A 20,157-nucleotide genomic window follows, 5' to 3' on the forward strand; every position below is an offset into this window, starting at 1 on the left:
TCATCAGTGACTTAGGACGTAGCTCATCCGTGAGCGCCAACCTAGGTCACCATTGAGCGACATAAAGAGAGAGAACTAACAGAGAAAAAGATTAACGTTCCTCTCATCCTTGCCTGCAGATTTCTAATTCGGGTTGATAGGCGTCCATAATTGGGAGAGCTGTTTGATGGCACAGCTAATCATATTTCTTGATCAAAATCGGGGGGTAATGAGGTGTACTTCAGGGAGACTCAGGGCATTTCGGGGATAAAAGGGGGGGCTTCGGGGATAGGCTCACGCAGCTTTGGAGCTTCGCGTCACTACAGCTCGGTAGTGACGCGAAGCGAAGGGCCGCAACGCGGCCCCAATCGGCGAGCGGAGCGAGCCGACACAAACCCAGAAACAACGCAGTTATTCGCTTTGCCGTGGAACGGAGCTCAGCGCGCAGTTTCCTCGAGAGGGACTAGGCCTGCCGGTGTTTATATAATTTTTACTGCTAGGCTGCCCCTGCACAACTCGATAAACCTAGTGAATTTCTAGACACCATTTCGACTTTTCCGTTGCGTAATTCTGAGTTAACTTGCTCAGTGACACGCTAGTGATAGCCTACGAATTCTCATCATCAGCACCCTGGGGCCTCCTGTTTTTTCTTGAGGCCCCTCTGATGAGAGATGGCGTGTGATCAGCCTTTCTGATCACGCGCCGTCGCCAAGTCGCTCACCCGCTACTGCAGGTGCACGGCGCGGCAACATCGATCGGATTGGTAACCGACCTGATGCGATTCACCACCCGACAACCAAGTCGTAAACCCGGACCAACCAGTAGATCGCTCAACTACTGGTTTGGGAGGTAGAGCAAACGTCCAGCTCCGGACGAAAAACTGAGTCGTGCCCACCGCGACAATAGGCCTGATTAGACTAGGGATTTAATCAGTAATGGGCGCACTCCTCGGAGCAAGTCCTCCCGGCGCAGCATGGCGCTCGGGCTCCCGTTCACCAACCAGAACTTGTTGGGTTGTCGATCCATGCTCGACGAGATTGCGGTCTTAAACCGCACACAGCTGATGGCGGCTGCAGCTAATCCTATGGGACCAAGCGCCTGCCTATCGTTACCGCAGTTCCCCCGGGATATGCCGTAGCCGATGCCCCTTTGGGCCACCTGTGGAAACGCCGTTCCGCTCCTGAGCGAAAGCTCAGCTCCCCCCGATTCTTCGGCCGGGACAGGAACCAACACTTACCGAAATTGTGGCGTTTCGAACTCGACGAACAACTTGTGGATTTCCGGCATCGGATGGGATGGACTAATGAACAAACTGGCGTGGGACTTCTCCCAACAGCAACGGCACAACCGCGACGGGTCTTATTCAACTCAAGCGGCGCGTGCAGCGACGCTGAGATTAAGTGCGAAACACTTGCGAGAATTGGGGTATCGGAATTTACGTTCCGAAACGTTTGGCCAGCGACATTTGCAGGCACTCGTAGCCCACTGGCAAGGGTGCGGGATCAGCGATGGTGTTTTAAAAAACCGGATGAGTCATCTGCGCTGGGCGCTCGAAAAAGCAGGACGTGCTGGCGTCGCGCGAATCACTAACGACGAGTTGGGCATCGCTCGACGCACCTACGTCGCCAAGGAAAGCAAGGCCCGCGATTTGCCGACGGCCAATCTCGAAAGAATTACTGATCAGCATGTGCGTCACAGTTTGCGGCTGCAGGCGGCGTTCGGCCTGCGCCGAGAAGAAGCGATTAAATTTATTGCTGTGATCGCCGACAAAGGCGACCGAATCGAACTGAGGGCGTCTTGGACAAAAGGCGGCAAGGCTCGATCCATTCCCGTTCGGACCCTGCTCCAACGGATGGTATTGGATGAGGTCAGCGCGTTTGCCGGCAATGCCAGTCTGATCCCTGCTCACCTGAGCTACCGCGAGCACATGAGGCGCTACGAAGATCAGACTCGTGCAGCTGGACTGACTCGTATGCACGGCCTGCGCCATCATTACGCACAACAACGTTATTTGGATCTCACCGGCAAACAAGCCCCCGCGGTAAAGGCCTCTCTGGAGCGTGTCGAACAAGGCCAACTGATCGGCGGAGCCGAGCCTGGTTGGCTTGGTCAGGTCGGAGCAATACCGTCACTCACAACCTCAACCCATGCGGGCTTAAGCGATCGCGAAGCGCGGCAGCTCATCTCGCTGGAGCTCGGTCACGAACGAACATCAATTACCAGCGTGTACCTCGGATCAAGCAAATAAATCGGCCTCAACATGGGTGAATTTCCAGACCCTGTTTTGGCTGACGCCCACTTTTTTGCTGAGATTAACTGCTTGGCAGAACATCTAAAGGGACACCTGGACATGCGTAATCACGAAATTCCGCAGCAGTCTGCACGTAAGACAAGAGGCGGCAGCAAGCCGACACAAACGATCGCCCGGCTGTTCAAGCGACTTGATAATAACGGAGGCAACACCTCAGAAATGAACAACCGCAACACCCAAGAAGAATCCAAGCAAATGAGAGTTCTTCGAATTGTGGGGATGGTCGTGGTAGTTGGACTTTTCGGTTGGCTGGCCCGGTATGGCATCGATCAAGTGCCATACGTTGGGCATGCGCCAGGAATGGTTTTTGGTGTCCTTCTTTTCATTTGGATTGCTCCCAAGGCGAAGGCCATTGATAAGGGGAAACAATAATGGGAGCTGATTCGCTCGCTGGCCTTGAATGGCTGTTCGCACTGTTTGACGGTGCTCTTGATTTTTTGATCGTAGCGACTGCACCGTTTTTTTCTGCGATCGGCAAATCAATCAACGGCTGGCTGTCAGCAGTCGGTTTCATCGCTCTGATCATCGCGCTTATTCGCCTGCCAGCCGATGGACCTTTCAAGGCAATTTTCAGTTCGGCGGCGATTTTTCTAGTCATTACCTATGGCTTAAGCCCAACTACCATGACGTTGACAGGCGGCTCTACGATCGAGGCAACCCATGGCCAGCGGATTGCTTATTCAGTGGTAATGTCGTTCAACAAAACCCTAAATGCAGCGATCAGCAAGATCATGACTGAGTTGCACGTCGACGGGGCCTTCATCCCGACCTCGGCGATGATTCAGTACAGCGTTGAGCGCTCGGCTAATCAATATGCCAATAGCGATTTGGCACGGCTGATTCGGGACTACAACGAGCAATGTTCGCCATCCACGCGCGTATTTAGGGACTCTGCCGATGGCACCTCAATAGAGGCCTACCATGCGGTTGGCCTATTGGGAGGTGGCGGACTGGGCATACCGGAAGAAAAGGTCAGCCGAATTGCGCAGATGAAAATCGTTGGCCAAGGTGCGAAAGAGATCATCGGCAGCATGCCGTGGTCGCAGATGCAGACAATGCAAAACATGGCTAACAGCATTCTCGATGCTGGTTCGATTCGAGAACGCCGAGCAGAGGGGATAAGCGCCTTAGAGAAAGACGCGAAACCTTTTGTAACCTCCAGAGCCTATGCACTACCCACTAGGGAGTACTGGACGGGGATCGTCTCTGGCAACCCGGAATCCAAGCCCAGCTATTTGAAGGTGAGCGATGCACCCGGCGAGCTAGCGGCGACGATGGCTCAAAATGTCACCGCTTGGCAGCCTGAAGAAGGCGGCAAGGACGCAGCATTGGGCTACGTTCCAAAAAGCTGCGTCGAAGCTTATCAGGTTGCCCAATTTGCCGCCGAGCAAGCCTACAACGGGTTAGTAGAGACCGGCAGCATGAAAGCATCAGGCGGGCAAAGCAGCGATAGTGATACGGGTGTATTAGCCGCTCAAAAAGCCTGGATGCGTGTCCAACAAGCGACTTTTGCCGGCGGGGAAAAAGTAGCTCCAGACGGCCTCAACTCCATCGCTTCCGGCACGATATCGACCTGGCAATTGGGGAAAAACGCGCTTGCATGGTTCGAGTTACAAACACTTCTTCCGCTGTTTGTGGGGGCGATGGCTGGCATTTTTTGGCTGGTTTTGATTGCCGGACCGTTTGCTTTTCTACTCTCCCCATTACGAGGTGTTCAAAGCCTGACGGGATGGATCTCGATGTTGATCTTTCCAGTGTTATGCGTTTTTTTCGCACACCTTATTACATTGAGTTCGTCGGTGGTAATGAGCAGTGCAGCGCTTGCCCAAGCGGCATCCGCGGCAGGTTGGCAGGGGGGTGGAGCTGACATCGATATGGTGTACGGCATGATTCAGATGGTTTTTGGCGTGTTGCTAGCGGCCTCTAGCTGGATTTCCACCAAACTCACCGGAGTCGCCGTCACAGCCATGCTTGGCGCTGCTCGCTCGCAGGCGATCACCGGACCGCAGGCCATAAAAGCGACGGCGGATCTGGCAGCGTCGGCTGCCGGATTAAAAAAAGCCGCACTCAAGTTCGCTACTCCGGCAAGTGAGTCTGGGAAAAATAATGGCGGTGGCGGTGGCGGAAACAGTAATCCTAGTGTTCGTCCCGCTGTATCTGTTGCGAGTGGGCGTGCGGTCCAGCATACCGCTCGAGGCGCAGGTCGCGGCAGCTACAGTGGTCCAAGCCTAAACCCCACTCGGCCCAACATTGACAGCTCCCGCCCAGCTAGCAATAACGAAAAATTCGCCCAAGGGCGGACTCCTCGGAGTCAGAAACCGAAGTCACTATCGGATCACGATGAACAGAATTAATTTCGTTCGTGCTGATGCCGAGTTGATTTCAAATCCTAAGATTGGGAATGCGAAAGTGCTTCTGGCACGCAAAAAGTTCAGGAACCATGTGGCCTTCCGCGACCTATTGGGAACCGATTATGAGCCTTACGTTTGAGGACTACTTGACCGCAGACTGGAACAAAACATGGGACAGTCCGTTAGACCTTCGATATTTATTCGATGCTCTCGCTCCTTGGCCAGGATTGTGTTGGGTGCTACGAGGAGACCCTCAGCATTTGCGTCCGCAGCTCAGTGGATTGCCAACATTTGACTGGGAACAGGAAACGCCCATTGAAATCCGGCTGATGGAAACACCGAACATTGATGTGTTCACCTTTGATCTGGTGTTGGCTGAGCTGAACAAGCGTAATCGACTGGACGCCCGTCTCGAGGAAATCCATTTGTACTGGTATCAAAGCTTGCTGGAAAAGCTTTCACCGGCGAACGTTCCTTATTGCGGGAGGGCCTGATGTGAACTCAACTCAAATCCGATTCGGATGGCTGGCCACCTTGCTCCTGAGCATTCCGCTGATAGCTGCGGTGCCGGTTTGGCCAGGGTTCCTAACGGGCCAGCTGGTATGGGGTGCTTCGGCACTACTGGCAACCGCGACTGCCATTTATGTCCTGCGAGGCCGGCAAGAAAAACGTTTAGCTAGAGAGCTTTTCAGTGTCCTGATAGGCCTCGGTATCGGCTTGATCGCATCGCAGTTTTTCATTCAGTCATAGGAGCAATCGACATGAGGCGCGCCGATAGTGCAATTCGAGCAGTAGCCCTGCTCTCCCCCGATAAAATGGCTCAAGAAGCCTTATTGCTAGCCATAGGTGAGATCCCAGAGGAGGCGCGTGAAGCTATGACATGCTCAAGCTGGAATACCGCATTCGAGTCAGGTTTTCTTCAATTAGAAATGGCGTTGATGACCAGCACGAGCTGGGTTGATCGCGACGCCGTTGAGAATTTTGCGATCCGCGCCGTGGCCCTGATGACGAATCATGAGCCCGTTCGGGCTTGCCTGCTGTACATCTTGGCAGAGACGCCAGAAGTGGCTCGGCAAAAGCTCGCTAACAGCTGCTGGAGTGAATGCCTGTCATCTGACGTGGCCTTACAGCGCGCCAATCTAGCTCGCGAGTTTGGCCTGTCGGCGGTGATGTGAAGAGTTTCACAAACGCTCGTCAATCATTCTTTTCTGCGCGTCAGGCTGTCGGATATGAGTAAAGTGACCAATCAAAAAAGCCCCATCGTTTACCGGGATAGTGGCTTATTGACACGCACCAAAACTCCAATATAGTGGCACGATGCAGCTTAAACGGGGCGCTGAGAAGGAGCATTTGCAGTCACAACACTGGGGTGCCCTGCTGTTGGATGAAGGGGAGGCGGATCTACGGACGTGCCTCCCCTCGCCTTTTCTGGCTTTAGCATTCTAGCAACCGCTTTGGTGGTTCCGGAGTATGCGTCCGGCCAACACACCTTCCTGACCCCAACGCTTAGGGCGATGGTGGACACCTATTTAAGTGGACACCATTTCTAGCCCATCAAGCGGATTGCCATGCAACAACGACACTCTTACCCCAAATCCTTCAAAGCCCAGGTCGTCCAGGAATGTTTGCAGCCCGGTGCGTCCATCGCAAGCGTCGCGCTGGGCCACGGCATCAACGCCAATCTGGTGCGTAAATGGATACCGCTTTACCGTGACCTAGGCGGTAAAAACCTGCCAGCTTTCATCCCATTGACGTTAGATCCGAACGCCCAAACGCGTGCCGATCCCACGATCAAAATTGATGTGCCATTCGGGCAAGGGCAGCTTGTCGTGACTTGGCCGATTAACGATCCTGAGGGTTGTGCGCGGTTCGTCCGGGGACTAACGCGATGATCCGCATCGACACCATCTGGCTCGCCACCGAGCCCATGGACATGCGCGCCGGCACTGAAACCGCGCTGGCGCGGGTCGTGGCGGTGTTCGGTGCGGCGAAGCCGCACTGTGCTTATCTGTTCGCCAATCGCCGCGCCAATCGTATGAAAGTGTTGGTGCATGACGGTGTAGGGATTTGGCTCGCCGCTCGGCGCTTGAATCAGGGACGTTTCTTTTGGCCGGGCGTGCGGCATGGTTCTGAAGTCGAGTTAGATGCAGAGCAACTTCAAGCCTTGGTGCTCGGTTTACCTTGGCAACGCGTCGGTTCTGGAGGAGCTATCACGGTGCTCTAACTCGTCTGCAATGGCGCGCTTGCCAACGCAATTAGCCCATCAGTCTATCGCCGCCACTAGCCCGCTCTGGCAAAATCGGCGGCATGACTTCGCATCCGAATCTCGATCAATTAAACCCTGAAGAACTGCGTGCCTTGGCGGCGCAGTTGATCCAGCGTGTCGAGACGATGGACAAGCAAATTACTCATCACAAGTCGGTCAACGAGAAGCTGGCCCACGAGATCGCGTTGCTCAAACGCTTCAAGTTTGCCAAGCGCAGCGAGCAACTAAGTCCGGATCAAGCAAGCTTGCTCGACGGCTTGATCGACACCGATATCGCCGCCATCGAAGCTGAGCTTGAAGCGCTGCAACCGGAACCCGTTGAAGGCAAAGTACGCCAGCAACCCAAGCGCGCTGCGCTGCCGCCACAGTTCCCTCGCACACTGATCCATCACGAACCGGAAAACAGCCACTGCCAATGCGGCTGCGCTCTCAAGCGTATCGGCCATGATGCCAGCGAAAAGCTCGACTACACACCGGGCGTCTTCACTGTCGAGCGCCACATCCGTGGGAAATGGGCCTGTGAACAGTGCGAAACGTTGATCCAGGCGCCGGTACCGGCGCACGTCATCGACAAAGGCATACCGACAGCTGGCCTGCTGGCCCACGTCATGGTGGCCAAGTTTGACGATCATCTGCCGCTGTATCGGCAGGAGAAAATCTTCGGCCGCGCCGGCCTACCTATTGCTCGCTCGACCTTGGCGCAATGGGTGGGCAACTGCGGCGTGCAATTACAGCCGCTGGTGGACGCGCTGCGTGAAGCCGTGCTGACGCATGGTGTCGTCCACGCCGACGAAACCCCGGTACAAATGCTGACGCCAGGCGCGAAGAAAACTCATCGCGCTTACGTCTGGGCCTATGCCACCAGCCAGTTCTCCGATATGGCGGCGGTCGTTTACGACTTCAGCCCGAGCCGCGCTGGCGAGCATGCCCGGAACTTCCTAGGTAACTGGAACGGCAAGCTGGTGTGCGATGACTTCGCTGGCTACAAAGCAGGATTTGAACTGGGTGTTACGGAGATCGGCTGCATGGCCCATGCACGGCGCAAGTTCTTCGACTTGCACGCGACCAACAAGAGCCAGATCGCCGAAAAGGCATTGCACTACATCGCGGCCTTGTACGAAGTTGAGCGAGAAGTTCGCGATCTGGAGCCAGGCGACCGGCAGCGAATACGGCGAGAGAAAACAGCGCCAATTATCGACGTACTTCATGCCTGGATGATTGCCCAAAGGCAGCTTGTGCCTGAGGGATCGGCCATCGCCAAAGCCTTGGATTACAGTCTCAATCGCTGGATAGCGCTGACGCGCTATCTCGATGATGGTGCTGTGCCCATTGATAATAACTGGTGCGAAAATCAAATCCGCCCGTGGGCACTTGGGCGTTCAAACTGGCTGTTTGCAGGTTCGTTACGCAGCGGAAAACGCGCGGCTGCGATCATGAGTTTGGTCCAGTCTGCACGACTCAACGGGCATGATCCGTACGCCTACTTGAAGGACGTTCTCACGCGCCTGCCTACACAGCGGGCAAGTGAAATTAGCGAACTGCTGCCGCATAAGTGGGTGCCCGTTTAACAACGCAATGCGTGCTAGCCAAACGTTAAACCACGGGCTCATTCCACGGGCGGGTGACTTAAATGCCTCAGGGGCCATCGGACAACCACCGTCGGCGAAGGGGGGCCATCGTCGTAGGTCGTGTGCGCTTCCACCGTCATGTCGAGCGCGTCGCCGTTAAAGCGCCCGGTGAAAGTTTGGATGAACGTGTTAGCTTTCATGCTCGGGCCGCCCTTGTCGCTTATGCGTCGCTCGCCGGTCAACTGATCGCCCTCTCGGGTGTAGTTGGTCAGGATCTTGACCCCCGGATGATCGTGGGTGTAGTACGCCCATCGTTTCATGACCACGTCGTACGTCTCTTTGGTGCGCCACCATGTGAAGTGGCTATCGTCCAGAAACAACACGTAAACGTGATAGTGAAATTGATCGGGTTCTTCGCTCTTAGCATACCAAAGGCCATCCGGCACGCGATCACTGGTCACTGTTGTGCATCCCACGAGCGCGAGTAGCAAAAGCGCGACGATGTACATCGGCCTCATATATCCATCCTTAGTTTTTGGGGGGGGATAGTGTGTGGGCTCAAGATTGAGGTGTCTAGCGAGGAGCGGAATCTGAACAGTTGACCAGCCGCCTGCTTCCGTCGATTGGGTAGGATAATTAGAGGCCCACCGAATGAGAGAACCGTTTGAAATCGTCAGTTGTCGGCGCTGAATCACTAAACCCAGGCTTTCCACTGGTCTCCTAAGTGGACATAAGCGATAGCGTCAGACAGGCGTGTTTACCAGACGGTTACGTTCCGGAGGCAAGCCACAACATTGATTTGCGGTCGATGTAGTATGCCGGCTCAGAACGCCCGGTTCCTTGCTTGGTTGGAGGTAATGACCGAAAACTTAGTCAGCTTAGGGCATCCATCCGAGCTTTCAGACCAGGCAGCCCTCCTCGGCGCTGTTGAGGCTCATGCAGCTATTACTCCGCTTGAGAAATTCTCTGCTCTCATAGATAAGCATTCAAAGCCTGGAAATTGACTGACAACGCGTCTGCAAGGGCGCGAACTATCTCTGCAGATCACTTGTACGGAGTACGGTAATAGTCTGCCTCCATGTTTTGGGTTGATCTGACAACGACGGGCGACTGCACTTAGGCATTCGCCGATCACACGGCAGGTTGTTGTTACCCGGGTGTCACGGGTTACCGGCCATCTGGCGGGCGTAATGACGGTCACTGAGATCCTTCTTAGGATCAGCCTTGGCCCAACGCTCCGACTTCGTACAGTCCATGCAGCTCAGTATCGTTCTGTCGGTGCTGAGGGTGTACAGGTGAGCTTTAGGGCCATCTCCAATCTTCAAGCCAGCGTCCGTGACTTCGAACCTGGGAACCTCGTGTCCCAAGCGAGAATCAATTTTATCAAAGTTGAAGGACCAGCTTTTGATCTGGCTTTTGCTCCAGATGGTCATGATGGTCAATGGGTCTTTTTTCGTGGTGCGTTGATAGACCCAGTCACCTTCATAAGGCGTCAGCTTCGGGGCTTGTGCATCACGTCTAATTTGCTCCAGAGCGTCCTGCTGAATTTTTTCCAGCGCGGCATTCATTGCTTCCTCATTCTTGCGGGCCTGATCCTTCAGCAGCTGCCCTACGTCATATGGCCCTTTAGGGTCATATTTCCAAACCAGTTCGTCCTTCCTCGCGCCGATTACCTTGCAGTTAAGACAGTCAAGGCTTCGCTCATCGACGTTACGCTTCATGGCTATGCGCGTAGTAGCAGTCACATCATCAAGAAGAAGTTTTCCATCTTTTACCGAGACCCTCATTTTACCCAAAGGTTTGATACCGTTTTCGTTATCCCCAAAGAGTTCTGCTTCATCACCATGAATATTGAGAACCATGTCCCCCTGCATACTTGAGTCTTTAAACCGGTAAGCCCCTGTGAAGTCTTCGCCATCACAGGCAGCAAGAATTGAACCGGCGATAGCAACTGCCACTAACTTTAAAAAAGTGCGCATAACATCCTTTCGTTCAATCGATGACGCCCTGTTGCCAAGCGTCCAGTGAGTGGGCAGAAGCATCTGCGCCCAGTACCGCAACAGCGGTAATGAGCCAGCACATAGGACTCCTGTCTGTATTCGCGAACGCAACAATCGCGCCCTGTACTACCCTAGACACGTAGCGTCCCTGTCATATCAGGTTGCTTTAAGGCCAAGTCATATTATGGCAAAAAGCCATCGTCGATGTCGATGAATCCAAAATCTCAGCATTCCCGGCCAAATGAGGAGATCGGTTGCCTATTGCACTGGTCATGCTCCGCAGAATCGCGATGCATTGACGTACCCCAATCCCCTGCAGGCATTAAAGGTAAGCGTCTGCCCAAGACACCTTGCATGACCCAGGCATCCGCTTCACCGGATAAGGGGCATGCGCCGCCCCCGCCCACTCCCCCAACATTTACTTTCTCAGAAGCATCCACGATCTACTTGACGACTAGGGAGTTCCGGACCCACGGGATCCAGCGAGAAGCGAAGAAGCCAGCATGGCCAGCCACCAGACTGCACGTAAAAAACCCGAACAATTCTTGGCCGAATGTAGAGACCCAATGGTGGGCAGACTCACCACTTTCCATTAGGAGCGCCAGACACAGGCGCTAACGAACATGACCACATACTGGCGGTAAAGACCACATACTGAGCCAATGGCGATAGAGGAGAGAGCAAGAGCGAATCCAGAGTGTTCCATGGAGGGGCATTCCTTTTGCGTTAAAAATAAAGCACCCTGAAAACAACCTCAAAATGACATCATGCACATCCTGTTAGCTAAGCTGACATTCTCGCTGGAAGTGCATAGGAGATGACCTAGTCGCGCATCACCTATTGGCTGGTATTGGGTATCTTCAAGGTGTTGTGTCGTTAGCGATTTTTGAGGATTGATGTCAAAATAGTGGCTCAGATCCACTTAGACCGATCAGAAATAGCTCATGAAATCAATCAAGCTCGCGATTACCATCCTGGCTCTCATACCCACACTAGCCTCTGCTGACTTTTGCGACATCATGTCTGGCCCTGGTGCACCTCAGTGTCGGGAAATCTCCAAGGAAAACAACGTCAAAATCATAGGTAACTGGGCGCAACAGGAATCACTTGAGGTTCACCCCAATACTGGCAAGCAGGGAAAATTTGTAACGGCACATACACAGGCCATGTACATGATCGACACTCCTCGTATCGCTGAAAACGCCCTCACGGTTAAATGCTCATTTAATAGGAGTGCCACCACAATCGACGCGCTGCCTCACATGCTCACTCCATCAGCTGCCTCAATTAATAGATGGCCGTTGACCTTCCGGGTTGATAATGGCCGAGAGTTTACCGAGCAGTGGGGTATCAATCGCAAGAGTGGCGTTCTCTATGCGCTGCCCGGCTCTGCCGTGCCCGGTAAATTAAAAAGCGCCCACGAGATGATGGTTATCACTCCCGGCATGACTCAGGCTGACATGCCCTTGGGATGGATCTACCACCTCGATGGTATCGACGAAGTGCTAAAGAACGTTTGTCAGTGAATCGGCCGGCGGCAATCTACTAAGCAGAGCGTCAGCAGCAGTACAGTGCCCAGCTTTACCCACCTATACGCCCTGAGGATTGCTCACAGCGACTGGAGCCGCGAAAACTTCAGCCGGTCGCGCTCTGTCCTTATTACATTCTTCGCCCGAGAAACTGTTCGATCTTCTTGTCGGTATTGTACTGGCTCAGGGCATACACGGCCCAAATAGTTGCAGGAATCCAGCCCATAAGCGTGATCTGGAGGATTAGGCAGATTACACCGGCAATCGGCCTTCCAATGGTGAAAAATGTCAGCCATGGCAATATCAGGGCAAGCAGCAAGCGCATAGATCAATCTCCTTATGGTTATGAGTCGTGATACCCAATTCAACATCAGGCCACTCACTAGTGGCGCAATGATAGTATGGAACGACGGGAGAAAACCATTGGGCCGCTTATGTCATATGAGCCGGTGCAGGAGGACAGTCAAACTAGGCGACGGCGCTTTTCCTCCTAAGGGGAAGGTTGGCAGTTCGAACCTGCCCTGGGACACCATACAAAACAAGGCTTTCGGCTCTGCTGGCCATCGAATCAAAATCTTCCTGTCAGCAGGGTGACAGCAAAAGGTTTTATTTTTGTCTCTTCGATTGCATTGGGAAATTCGGTCGGTTGGCGCGAGGACCAGGGGAAAATTTAGATTTCGTTCCTTTTCTGGCTTCTGCAGCGTAAGGAAACAAACCAACCAGCAAATCTGTAGCATCTACCACCGCGTCTGCACTCATTTGCATCGCCAGCGCTATGTAGCACTTGTCACAATCGTTCTCTATGCCTGTTCCGCGGCCGTTGGGCTCAATGCGATAGAACGATATGGGGAGCACATGGGCGTATTGGGAAAGCAGATCCCAAAAGAAGTAGAAGGTCTTCTTATCCCAGTTCACCTTTTCCAGCATTTCGTCCCGATTCGGTATCATCAAGTTGTCACCAGCTAGGGATCTTCTTTGTACCGAAGCTGATAGATCCGCGAACCATTCATTTTTTCGGAGGCGCTCTCTCAGCTCTTCGGCCTGAGTCATAAATCCAGCTACTTCTTCAGATGCATCTATGTTCGCCATCAACTTAATCCGGCGGGTGCAGTCATTCAGGTGCATTACATTCAACTTGGCTGACCACTCCGGATCTGAACCTGGCTCCTCGATCAGATAGCGGAAAAGCAGGAAGCCCTCAATAATCGCGCGGCAGTGACCTGCGGCGCACCCAAAGTCCCAATCTTCAAAGTCTGCTCTTGTCCAGCGCGAGCGCGGCACCGCACGTAAGAGCGAAATTGCATGTGAGCAGAGTCGGGTAAAAATATGAGTCGAATACCCAATATGCGGTTCTCCCATCTGAGGCCCAATTGCTTGACCGACCGCCACCGCTTCGCAGACTGCAGCGTCGAGCGCCGCTAGGTTTGAGTTAAAGAACTGATTGCTGGTCGCCCCATTGAGTAGTTCTTCGATCTTCATGATTTGCCTTTGATGAACTCAAATACATTCATTGTGGTTGCTGTTCTTTTATCCTGAGTACCGTAGTGGTTGAGCAACTAGCGTGTCGAGCAGTCGCACGAATTCCAAGGCCGGCTTCCAGCAACTCAATCACTCGCTTGTGCAAATCCGCGTTTACTGGCCGGCCTTGATACTTACCAGCAGCTTTAGCTTTATCGATGCCCTGGGCCTGGCGTTCACGGCGCTGCTCGTAATCCTTGCGCGCAATGGCTGCCATCATTTCCACCAGCATAGAGTTGATCGCTCCCAGCATCCTTCCGGTGAACTCGTCGCCTTTGGTGTCCTGCATTCCTTGGTAGCTGGTTGGCAGATCAAGCGCGACGATGCGCAACCCCTTGGAGTCGATCGCGGCCTTGAGCTTTTGCCAATCCTCTACTGGCAAGCGGGACAGTCGGTCTATTGACTCAACCAAAAGTACGTCACCCTTTCGCGCGTCTTTGAGTAAGCGCAGCAGCTTGGGCCGATCCGCGGAGGCACCGCTAGCGTTCTCTAGGTACACGCTCGCAATAACGTCATTGTGATCGGTTGCAAATTGCTCCAGCGATGCCAGGGCTCGGCTGGCGTCTTGTTCTTCGGTGGATGCTCGGAGGTATGCGCGAATGAACATGATGGGGGCCTGTATCATTTAGGGTGTACTACTAATAGTAGTCGCACTATGGGTGTCACTTATCAAGCGGGAAACGCAAATAAATACGAGATTGCGCGTATCAGCTCAGGCATGCCCACAAGGGCACAGACCTATTTCCACGCTACGCTCAGGTGACACTGCTATTGTGTATCATCCCCCCTTTTGAATGTTAGGTGCTGCATGGAACAAGAGATACGTCTTTCCTTTTGCCCTCAGCAGGCATCCATTACTATCAGGCTAAATAGTGATGGAGCAAAAATTCGAACCATTACCTTAACCGTGAAGCTCGCAGACGGCTGCAGAGTACTGAACGGGGACTATTACACACTGCGCTATTCTGATTGGACTATTGAACTAATAAATAACCAATCGCATACGCTCAGCGAAGAAATAGGATACATTGGCTTGCTTTCACGCTCATCCGAACCTTTATACGATGTGTACCACCCCGCGCGATCCAATGTCCCGAAGAAGTGCTTAATTAAGATAGCTATTGACTCGCTATGCTTTCAGACTGCCTATGACACATTGAAGTCTGGCAGACTACCTAGCTTGATCTATGTTTCAGTTAACAGCCTGAAGCACAGTTACGATCTTGATCTTGATAGTGAAACAAGAAAAATGGGGGACGGTATTGATGATAAGACAATCATATGGGAAAACGCTGATACACGCCCACACGTTAAAAGCTTTTCGATCACTAGCTCGCTTGTAGATGATGAGGCTGAAGCACCTGAAGTAGATTTTGATGAGCCTATTATCCTCGCCACCTCAGCCGATGCTAACGCCATCAGACAAGAAGTGACTGGTGCCATCGTGCAGATGCAGAATGAAGTCCTTGCTCAAAACAGGTGGCTCGTTGGGATTGGTGTGGTGATCGTGATTTTATTGACGATGCATTTCAAGTGACAAAGTCACCAGTCGTCGATTCAGCGAAGAAAGCTATCAGCTTTTCCTTATTAAGTATCGTCTATCGATTCAGCCCAACCACTCCGAAGAATTTGGATAACTCATCCGGCTTCTGTTTTTCGATTGCCCTTGCGAATTGATACAAAGGGAACCTTGTTGGCAATCTCTCGGAGGTCTTCGACTTTTTCAGTTGTGAAGATGGTCAAGTAAGCTTGATGAGGCGCCGCCCCTTTCTCTCAGTTTGATGAGGCTCTGGAATGGCGGAACAGACGGAAGTCTAACCACCCACCGCGACGGTTATTTCTGGTCAGCCGCGAAAGACATAAGCTCGCCTCTATGAGTGAACGCCTCACCATACCCTCATCAGACAGGACCTCTCCACTCCAGTGCCTGCCGAAAAGTGGGTGCATTCGAGCGAATTCTATCGATCAGAAGGGACATCCAACGATCAACGTAGATATAGGGCCGCCGTTTGTGGCCGTACTCTAGACGTTATCCCCAGCGATGGCTTTTGCGAAAACGGCGCTGTGTTGTTTTCCCTACCAGGGGACTGGCCTTGCTACCTTTGCATATCATGCAAACTCGGCCATAACCGCCAGCCCCACCACCTAGCGCCGGATCGTAATAATCCGCCTTTTCCCTAATTTGGCCGCATTTCGAGCACGGCTTGAGGTCCTTGTTAGCTAGGCCTTGAGCCTGAGACTGAATATGGTTGACCGCCTCTGAGATCTGCTCTCCCACGGCGATCTCCACGAGCTGATACAGGCGCTCGGACATCGTTGCGACAGGGTCATCGCCCAAGTTGAAGCGATTGATGCGCAGGAACCGGTAGCCGTAGCTCTCCAGCGTTAGCTGACGCTCAATATCGGCCTCATTCAGGTATCGTTCGTGATTGCCCACATGAACGTGTTTACCCTTGGCAAAGTGGAAATCGAAGCCGTCGTACTCGATTACGATTTGAATCGGTCCCTTGCTGGATTGGTAGGTTACGAGGAAGTCCACTCGCCATTTTGGATGCTCATAGGTCGGGTCAAGTTGCTTGAGATAAGTCCCGATTTCGAACTGAGCAAACACATCGATGGCGTCCATGTTGGCCTGATAAAACCTTGTCTGGCGGAACCACTCTAGGACCTTTGCTTCCATTGGGCTGGACTGATCGGTGTCCTCAGCAGAGGGTATTCTGCTTGCGTTCTCAAGAATATTCGCATAGTGGTTTAGCGCTTGCCCAATGGCACCGCGAAACTCGTTCAGTGGCTTGGAGTGGACAAACCAAATCATTTCTTGGGCGCGGCTAAAGCCAACGTTAAGTCGCTGTACCTTCAGTTTTTGCTCCACCGCCTGTTCAGCATCATTCAGCTCGACCGGGAAGATATAGTTCAGCGCGTCCTCCTCTGCAGTCGCTACCATCGAATAGAAAATGATGTGCCGCTCCTCGCCTTGGCAGCTGTCAAAAGTCATAACCTTCAACCGCAATAGGCGTTCAAAGTCTGCCCCTCGGGGATGGTTGAACAGCTTCTTGGACAGCAGGGTCTGCTGTTCACGAAAGGGCGAGATGATGCCTACGGTCGGGGGGACTTCCTCCTCAACCAGTTCAAGGAGGCGTTCAAGGATGAATTCGGCTTCCGCTTCATTGGTTCCTCGACTCACTTTCTTGTCAGTCGGGTCGACTTGGTCGAAGCGGATAACTTCGTCGACCGGGATGCCGCGGATTTTGATGGCCTGCAGTTGGTGCCCGTAAAAAGTGCCCGAAGAGTATCCGATCAGCTCCTGATACGAGCGAAAGTGCTTGCGCAGCATGACCGAGTAAGAGGCAGCGTGATTGCAGAACTCAAGAATGGAACGTTTAACGTCGAACATCGACAGCCGCTGCAGAGCATCGGCTGCACCGCTGACGTGAGTCGTGAAATAGTTTTTCAGCTCGCTGCGATACTTGTCATTTTGCTCGATACTGGCGTTGGCCGACTTCACGTTTGAAAACTGTTTGTCATCGCCCAGCACGACAACTTTTTTCGCGCGCAGCAATGCTGGCAATGCCTGGGCAACTGAGACCTGAGAGGCCTCGTCAATGACCACTACGTCGAACATGTCATGGGCCAGCGGCATGTACTCACCGAACTCGCGAATACTGGCAATGATGACCGGAAAGCTCTCGCGCACATGTTTGAACTTGTCTTCTGGAAATTTTTGTCGGTTAGCGATCACACCAGCTAGAGCCCGAGCGTCTGAGCGATAGTTCTCCATGAAGTTCAGCAAGCGCGTATCTACGTGCGCATTCATGACCGAAGTGTTGAGTCGCTCGAGTTGAGTCTTGGTACCTGCATAATCGTACTGGGGGGCTGATGCGAAGGCGTGGCGGGTGCGCAACCACCCGAGCAGGAACCGAACGGAAAGGGGCCAGAGACGGGCATCGTCCTTTGGTTGTTCAAGCAGTACATCCACAATTTGCGCATCGACACGACGCAGTATTGCCATGATTTTTGACGTGTTGTCGGCGTTAAGCTTGGGCGTTTTTCCTCGGGCGAACAGTCGATAACAAACTTCGAATTCGTCTTCCAAATCTTCGCTTTGCAGCTTCAGTCGCAGTTTATTTGCCGTCGCCACGAGATTTGCCAGCATCGGCTGCTGTTGCTTGAGTTGCAATGGGCTACTGACGGGCATGGTATTAAGCTGGCGTTCGATACCGCGCACCTGACCGCCGCGGAACAGGTAGCCGAATATAGGCATCTTCAGCTGGTCGTAGTGGACCAACAGTTCGCCAAGCGCGCGCAATTGAGGTGGCGACATCGACTCGAACAGATTCCATGGGACATCAGGATTGTCGTAAGTGAACGCCACCAGCAAGGCATCCCTACGCGTCCTGTTCCAAAGGGTTTGCGCATTGAAATCTCCCTCAGAGAAGACCTCAATAAGGTACTGTTCCACCCCCTCTAGGTGCTCACTGATGCTTTCCAACTCCGGAATCAGGCTCGCTCCATTTGCACGCCTCAACACTTCTAGCACTGACGGTGCCAGTTCAGAGAGCTCGGTTTCATCCTTGAGCATCGCCTGCACGCTGGACATTTCGATAGCGCCCAAAGTAGCCACAGTCAGCTTGATCTGCTCCTTCAAGTTCTCCGACCGGCTTTTGCGTTCCTCCTCGAGCCTGGGTTGATTCGCCTTCATTGCCTTGGCGTAGGCCCCGATCTGGGTGACCGCCTGATTCGAGGTCAGTTTGCGGAAGTTGTGGGCCTGTTGGCCGAGACGGAGTATCGGGTTCGGGAAGTCGCTATCGTGGCGCACGCGAGACATGGCTTCCGACAGTTTGTCGTAGACCACGTCTAGTGCCTCAGTCTTATCAGACAACACCAGACAGGAACGCTGATTAAAGGCACAGTCGGCTGCAATTGCTGTGATCGTATGGCTCTTGCCTGTACCTGGTGGGCCGGAGACGACAACGATCTTGCCTTCCGGTTGTCGCACGGCAATCAGTACCTTGCGTTGCTCCTCATTCAGTGGGATGGGCGAGTCGAAGACCATGCGATCCACCATCGGTAGCGCATCCCATTCAGACTCTACGGCCGCAGCGATGGACTTGGGGTTTTCGCGTAGTACGCCTCCGACGATACCCTCGAACAGTTCAACCACAGCCGATCCACCGTGATTTAGGGCTTCGAGTATCTCCTCGTAGTCGTTGAGCAGCGCCTCATCTGATCGTTCGTAAGCGGCTAGGAACAGGGAGCTGGACAATCCTGCCGCAATGGTCGAGGTATCGACAGCAGAGGATGACAGGTTGATCTTGCCGCCCAGATCCATTGCATTGGCCACTCGCTGGAACAGTACACGGGCTTCTTCGAAAATGGACTGTTCAGGTTTGATGTAATGGATTCGTTCAGGGATCGGAGAAACCCACGCACGCTCAAGCCCTGCAGCCAGTTCCTGCAGAACAAAGTCGATCGCCTTGCGGTTGGTATAAAGTTGATTGAGCAGCTTTAGCGTGTAGCCAGTACCTTTTTCCTGCCTGTGTACCTCGATGGGAATAAAGAATAGAGGGTATTGGTTTCCACCGTACTTTACCGCACCCATGTACAGGTAGAGCTGCATACCGTCGCTCGTGGCAACATAGGTTTCCAGGTCTCGGAACTCGTGATAAGCATCAGCAGCCACGAATCCTTCAAAGAACGCCATCAGCGCCTGGCGTGTTCCCTCTAGTGTCAGGAACTGTGGAATCGCCTCCTGTAATGGGGCTGAGTCTTGGGTAGCGAGGAGCTTCGCCAGCAACTCCGGCAGTACTCGGACCAAGTCTCCGCAGACACGACCGACAAGATCCTTCTCTGCGGCGAAAAGAGAATCCATCACCCAGTACGCTTGGTTGCGTAGTGGACCATCCAGATGCGCGAGCAGGGGCTTAATGATGTGTTCGGCGACCTTACTTCCCAAGTGGTCCTGAACTGACTCAACCCATTGTTCTGGGTCTTCAATTGCTTTTGCATAGGACTCTACGGCTAGTTGTTCCACCGAGGCATGCACTGTTTCTAGAGATGACGCCGGGATGGCATTTACCTGCTCTTGAATCACCTTGCGAAGTACATCGCTGATCGGGCGCGTGTAGCGCCGTGGATCGATCGTCAGTGTCAGGTTCTCGCTTGAGGGGCGCCCCAGCAGATTCCATAGGTCGCGGTCTAAGGAGGGATAGGGCGATGTACGCATGCCCGACCTAAACCCGGTATCGGTTGTCAGCACGATTCGGCGGCGTGGAGCTTGTTGACGCTTGAAATCCGAGTCTAGAAAGTCACGGAAGTACTGACTGATTCGCATTGCAACCGGTCGAAGTTGCTGCCCTAGAGCTTCCATCAGGTTCCCCTAAAAACAAATACTGGACTTCTTCACTCGAAGCTCCCTAATAAGGGGGCTTGGGCAATCCAAAATGTACGATGAGATGGACGTCACAATAGTGGCTGTGGCACGAGCGCGCCAATGCATCAGAGTTTCCGCTAGCTTGTGCCACTCAACAACCGTACATAGCAGTTTGATCGCCAGGAACATAAGAGGGGCGACCTGTGCTTTTGGGCAGCGCTTTATCAAAGCCCAGTTAAGTTGACTGATGCGGCGGCTCAAACGA

16 protein-coding genes are annotated in these 20,157 nt (G+C 53.3%); 10 read left to right on the plus strand and 6 right to left on the minus strand.

Annotated features, from left to right (window positions below; genetic code table 11):
- Nucleotides 1-1,282 precede the first annotated feature (1,282 nt).
- The 8 genes from ACWKV5_RS00625 (at nt 1,283) to tnpC (ending at nt 8,475) form a co-directional block, all read left to right on the plus strand.
- On the plus strand, nt 1,283-2,227 hold the full coding sequence (locus ACWKV5_RS00625; RefSeq protein ID WP_483839703.1) for a phage integrase N-terminal domain-containing protein: 945 nt from the start codon (nt 1,283-1,285) through the stop codon (nt 2,225-2,227).
- Nucleotides 2,228-2,329: 102 nt separating this feature from the next.
- The gene (locus tag ACWKV5_RS00630; protein ID WP_483839704.1) at nt 2,330-2,662 is read left to right on the plus strand and encodes a hypothetical protein; all 333 of its coding nucleotides are present in this window, start codon (nt 2,330-2,332) and stop codon (nt 2,660-2,662) included.
- Complete coding sequence (locus tag ACWKV5_RS00635) at nt 2,662-4,644, plus strand: hypothetical protein (RefSeq protein WP_483839705.1); 1,983 nt, start codon at nt 2,662-2,664, stop codon at nt 4,642-4,644. Before ACWKV5_RS00630 ends, ACWKV5_RS00635 begins: the two co-directional genes overlap by 1 nt.
- Before the next feature lie 119 nt (nt 4,645-4,763).
- Complete coding sequence (locus ACWKV5_RS00640; protein ID WP_483839706.1) at nt 4,764-5,135, plus strand: hypothetical protein; 372 nt, start codon at nt 4,764-4,766, stop codon at nt 5,133-5,135.
- A gap of 267 nt (nt 5,136-5,402) precedes the next feature.
- Nucleotides 5,403-5,816: a hypothetical protein gene (locus ACWKV5_RS00645; RefSeq protein ID WP_483839707.1), complete on the plus strand. Its 414-nt coding sequence runs from the start codon at nt 5,403-5,405 to the stop codon at nt 5,814-5,816.
- Between the two features lie 393 nt (nt 5,817-6,209).
- Nucleotides 6,210-6,533, plus strand: coding sequence for an IS66-like element accessory protein TnpA (gene tnpA, locus ACWKV5_RS00650; RefSeq protein WP_483839708.1), 324 nt, complete (start codon nt 6,210-6,212; stop codon nt 6,531-6,533).
- Nucleotides 6,530-6,865, plus strand: coding sequence for an IS66 family insertion sequence element accessory protein TnpB (gene tnpB, locus ACWKV5_RS00655; RefSeq protein WP_483839709.1), 336 nt, complete (start codon nt 6,530-6,532; stop codon nt 6,863-6,865). Before tnpA ends, tnpB begins: the two co-directional genes overlap by 4 nt.
- An 83-nt stretch (nt 6,866-6,948) precedes the next feature.
- A complete protein-coding gene (gene tnpC / locus ACWKV5_RS00660; RefSeq protein ID WP_483839710.1) occupies nt 6,949-8,475 on the plus strand; it encodes an IS66 family transposase in 1,527 nt (508 codons plus the stop codon).
- 38 nt (nt 8,476-8,513) lie between these two features.
- Here tnpC and ACWKV5_RS00665 read toward each other — a convergent pair whose 3' ends face one another.
- Together ACWKV5_RS00665 and ACWKV5_RS00670 are read right to left on the minus strand one after the other, a co-directional pair.
- A complete protein-coding gene (locus ACWKV5_RS00665) occupies nt 8,514-8,984 on the minus strand; it encodes a hypothetical protein (protein WP_140665667.1) in 471 nt (156 codons plus the stop codon).
- Nucleotides 8,985-9,635: 651 nt separating this feature from the next.
- Nucleotides 9,636-10,454 (minus strand): hypothetical protein, encoded by an 819-nt coding sequence (locus tag ACWKV5_RS00670; RefSeq protein ID WP_483839711.1) that lies wholly within the window; start codon nt 10,452-10,454, stop codon nt 9,636-9,638.
- 965 nt (nt 10,455-11,419) lie between these two features.
- On the opposite strand from ACWKV5_RS00670, the gene ACWKV5_RS00675 reads away from it, so the two are divergent.
- A complete protein-coding gene (locus tag ACWKV5_RS00675) occupies nt 11,420-12,001 on the plus strand; it encodes a hypothetical protein (protein WP_483839712.1) in 582 nt (193 codons plus the stop codon).
- A 133-nt stretch (nt 12,002-12,134) separates the two neighbouring features.
- Here ACWKV5_RS00675 and ACWKV5_RS00680 read toward each other — a convergent pair whose 3' ends face one another.
- The 3 genes from ACWKV5_RS00680 to ACWKV5_RS00690 all read right to left on the minus strand — a co-directional run bounded on the left by ACWKV5_RS00680 (nt 12,135) and on the right by ACWKV5_RS00690 (nt 14,129).
- Nucleotides 12,135-12,329: a YqaE/Pmp3 family membrane protein gene (locus tag ACWKV5_RS00680; RefSeq protein WP_483839713.1), complete on the minus strand. Its 195-nt coding sequence runs from the start codon at nt 12,327-12,329 to the stop codon at nt 12,135-12,137.
- Between the two features lie 281 nt (nt 12,330-12,610).
- Nucleotides 12,611-13,483 (minus strand): hypothetical protein, encoded by an 873-nt coding sequence (locus tag ACWKV5_RS00685; protein WP_483839714.1) that lies wholly within the window; start codon nt 13,481-13,483, stop codon nt 12,611-12,613.
- Between the two features lie 28 nt (nt 13,484-13,511).
- Nucleotides 13,512-14,129 carry a recombinase family protein gene (locus ACWKV5_RS00690; protein ID WP_483839715.1) on the minus strand — a complete coding sequence of 206 codons (618 nt, stop codon included), beginning with the start codon at nt 14,127-14,129 and terminating at the stop codon, nt 13,512-13,514.
- 201 nt (nt 14,130-14,330) lie between these two features.
- Between ACWKV5_RS00690 and ACWKV5_RS00695 the strand changes: the two genes are divergently transcribed.
- On the plus strand, nt 14,331-15,059 hold the full coding sequence (locus ACWKV5_RS00695; protein ID WP_483839716.1) for a hypothetical protein: 729 nt from the start codon (nt 14,331-14,333) through the stop codon (nt 15,057-15,059).
- Nucleotides 15,060-15,551: 492 nt separating this feature from the next.
- On the opposite strand, the gene ACWKV5_RS00700 is transcribed toward ACWKV5_RS00695, so the two are convergent.
- Nucleotides 15,552-19,889 carry an AAA domain-containing protein gene (locus ACWKV5_RS00700; protein WP_483839717.1) on the minus strand — a complete coding sequence of 1,446 codons (4,338 nt, stop codon included), beginning with the start codon at nt 19,887-19,889 and terminating at the stop codon, nt 15,552-15,554.
- Nucleotides 19,890-20,157 lie beyond the last annotated feature (268 nt).

This window comes from Pseudomonas oplopanacis (assembly GCF_057128725.1).

Bases quoted from the DNA above. Each gene is read 5' to 3' on its own strand.
- ACWKV5_RS00625 (WP_483839703.1), top strand. From the start codon at position 1,283: ATGAACAAACTGGCGTGGGACTTCTCCCAACAGCAACGGCACAACCGC.
- ACWKV5_RS00630 (WP_483839704.1), top strand. From the start codon at position 2,330: ATGCGTAATCACGAAATTCCGCAGCAGTCTGCACGTAAGACAAGAGGC.
- ACWKV5_RS00635 (WP_483839705.1), top strand. From the start codon at position 2,662: ATGGGAGCTGATTCGCTCGCTGGCCTTGAATGGCTGTTCGCACTGTTT.
- ACWKV5_RS00640 (WP_483839706.1), top strand. From the start codon at position 4,764: ATGAGCCTTACGTTTGAGGACTACTTGACCGCAGACTGGAACAAAACA.
- ACWKV5_RS00645 (WP_483839707.1), top strand. From the start codon at position 5,403: ATGAGGCGCGCCGATAGTGCAATTCGAGCAGTAGCCCTGCTCTCCCCC.
- tnpA (WP_483839708.1), top strand. From the start codon at position 6,210: ATGCAACAACGACACTCTTACCCCAAATCCTTCAAAGCCCAGGTCGTC.
- tnpB (WP_483839709.1), top strand. From the start codon at position 6,530: ATGATCCGCATCGACACCATCTGGCTCGCCACCGAGCCCATGGACATG.
- tnpC (WP_483839710.1), top strand. From the start codon at position 6,949: ATGACTTCGCATCCGAATCTCGATCAATTAAACCCTGAAGAACTGCGT.
- ACWKV5_RS00665 (WP_140665667.1), bottom strand. From the start codon at position 8,984: ATGTACATCGTCGCGCTTTTGCTACTCGCGCTCGTGGGATGCACAACA.
- ACWKV5_RS00670 (WP_483839711.1), bottom strand. From the start codon at position 10,454: ATGCGCACTTTTTTAAAGTTAGTGGCAGTTGCTATCGCCGGTTCAATT.
- ACWKV5_RS00675 (WP_483839712.1), top strand. From the start codon at position 11,420: ATGAAATCAATCAAGCTCGCGATTACCATCCTGGCTCTCATACCCACA.
- ACWKV5_RS00680 (WP_483839713.1), bottom strand. From the start codon at position 12,329: ATGCGCTTGCTGCTTGCCCTGATATTGCCATGGCTGACATTTTTCACC.
- ACWKV5_RS00685 (WP_483839714.1), bottom strand. From the start codon at position 13,483: ATGAAGATCGAAGAACTACTCAATGGGGCGACCAGCAATCAGTTCTTT.
- ACWKV5_RS00690 (WP_483839715.1), bottom strand. From the start codon at position 14,129: ATGTTCATTCGCGCATACCTCCGAGCATCCACCGAAGAACAAGACGCC.
- ACWKV5_RS00695 (WP_483839716.1), top strand. From the start codon at position 14,331: ATGGAACAAGAGATACGTCTTTCCTTTTGCCCTCAGCAGGCATCCATT.
- ACWKV5_RS00700 (WP_483839717.1), bottom strand. From the start codon at position 19,889: ATGGAAGCTCTAGGGCAGCAACTTCGACCGGTTGCAATGCGAATCAGT.